The organism is Corallococcus sp. 4LFB, from assembly GCF_046520365.1.
Taxonomy (GTDB): domain Bacteria; phylum Myxococcota; class Myxococcia; order Myxococcales; family Myxococcaceae; genus Corallococcus; species Corallococcus caeni.
The window spans coordinates 1-1,720 of the sequence record NZ_JBKGHJ010000920.1 but is presented as its reverse complement, the minus strand read 5'-3'; the positions used below and the strand labels follow the sequence as shown (position 1 = coordinate 1,720).

Here is a 1,720-nt window from a genome sequence, read left to right as displayed (position 1 = left end):
GCATCGGCCGGCCCCGGGGCGCGTACCCCGCGGACTCCATCGCCGCCCACGCGCACTCCAGGAGCGTCCGGTGCTGCGGATCCATCTGCTCCGCTCGCTCGGCGAGTACCCGAAGAACGCCGCGTCGAAGCCCTCCGCCTCCTCCAGCACCCCCGCCGCGGTGATCCACTCGTCGCCCTGCGGCAGCCCCAGCCGGGCCCGCCCCGCCGCGTCCAGCCGGGTGATGGAGTCCACCCCGCCCACCAGGTTGCGCCAGTACTGGCGCGCGTCCTCCGCCCCCGGAAAGCGCAGCGCCAGCCCCACCACCGCCACCGCCATGGGCGCGTCCTGCTCCCCGGTGAGCGCTCCGCCCTCGTTCGCGTCGTCCATGGCGCCCGAGCCTGCCAGGGAAGCCCGGAGCCGGGGGAAAGGACGAAGCCCGCCTGCCTGCCCTGGCGCTGCCAGACTTGACGCGGTAGTTCTATTTTCCTCAATTTACGGCCATTCAGCCCCACCCTGAGGAGCCCACCGTGAGCACACAGAGCGCCGTCCCCTCGCCCATGGAGTCGCGGCTGGCCGGGTACTGGCAGGAGCTGCTGGGCGTGGACGCCGTGCGGCCGGAGGACCACTTCCTGGAGGTCGGGGGCAACTCGCTGCTGGCCACGATGCTGGCCAACCGCATCGAGGACGACCTGGGCCTCCAGGTGGGCATGGTGGACCTGTTCAACACGCTGAGCGCGGTGGCGGCCGTCTGCGAGCGCCTCCAGCAGGAGACCCAGGCCACCGGCTGACGCGGCCGGTGCGTGGCCGCAAGACGACGGGCCGGGCGGGTGGACGGGGCTTGCCTCTTTTCCGCCTGCCCCCGGTTGGGCTAGCAGGGGGGCCATGCCCATCCTCGCCCTCGTCCGTCATGGTCAGTCCCTCTGGAACCACGAGAACCGCTTCACCGGCTTCGTGGACGTGCCCCTCACCGAGCAGGGCCGCGACGAAGCCCGCAAGGCCGCTGACGCCCTCAAGGGCCTGAAGTTCGACGTCGCGTACACCTCCGCCCTCAGCCGCGCGCAGGAGACGCTCGCCATCCTGCTGGACACGCTGGGCCAGCGCCCGCCCGTCATCCGCGACGCGGCCCTCAACGAGCGCCACTACGGCGACCTGCAGGGCCTCAACAAGGCGGACGCCGCCAGGGAGTTCGGCGAGAAGCAGGTCCACATCTGGCGCCGCTCCTTCGACGTGCCGCCCCCCAACGGCGAGTCCCTGGAGATGACCGCGAAGCGCGTGCTGCCCTTCTTCGACCGCGCCATCGCGGGGGACCTGCGCCAGGGCAAGAACGTGCTCGTCGTGGCGCACGGCAACTCCAACCGCTCGCTGGTGATGCGCCTGGACAAGCTGTCCGGTGAGACCGTGGTGGGCCTGGAGCTCGCCACCGGCGTGCCGCTCGTCTACGAGATTGGCGCCGAAGGCCAGGTCGTCTCCAAGCGCGGCTGAAGCAGGCTGACGCTTCGCGGCGGCAGGCAGGGCCTTCATGGGGAAGACGCAAGGGGGCTTGAATGAGCGCCCGGCTGTCCCGTCAGATGGGACGAAGCACGAACACCCCCAAGGATGCACACCATGAAGGCCCTGACCCTCGCCGTCGTCCTGCTCTCCTCCGCCGCCTCGCTGGCCCAGACGGCGCCGCGCGCCGAGGAGTCGGTCAACGTCAACGCCGCTGGCAGCTCCGAGTTCCGCCGCTGCCACCGCCCCC

At 71.5% G+C, this 1,720-nt stretch carries 2 protein-coding genes and 1 pseudogene; 2 read left to right on the top strand and 1 reads right to left on the bottom strand.

Translation table 11 applies throughout. The features are described from left to right. Positions 1-318, bottom strand: a pseudogene (locus tag ACLEQD_RS42805) (beta-ketoacyl synthase N-terminal-like domain-containing protein); the annotation flags it as partial. Positions 319-509: 191 nt separating this feature from the next. Between ACLEQD_RS42805 and ACLEQD_RS42800 the strand changes: the two are divergent. Both ACLEQD_RS42800 and ACLEQD_RS42795 read left to right on the top strand, forming a co-directional pair. After that, positions 510-770: a phosphopantetheine-binding protein gene (locus tag ACLEQD_RS42800; RefSeq protein WP_171422241.1), complete on the top strand. Its 261-nt coding sequence runs from the start codon at positions 510-512 to the stop codon at positions 768-770. 94 nt (positions 771-864) lie between these two features. Further along, on the top strand, positions 865-1,464 hold the full coding sequence (locus tag ACLEQD_RS42795) for a 2,3-bisphosphoglycerate-dependent phosphoglycerate mutase (RefSeq protein ID WP_410391710.1): 600 nt from the start codon (positions 865-867) through the stop codon (positions 1,462-1,464). Positions 1,465-1,720: the final 256 nt, after the last annotated feature.

Excerpts from the sequence above, each read along its gene's own strand:
- ACLEQD_RS42795 (WP_410391710.1), top strand. The coding sequence starts at position 865 with ATGCCCATCCTCGCCCTCGTCCGTCATGGTCAGTCCCTCTGGAACCAC.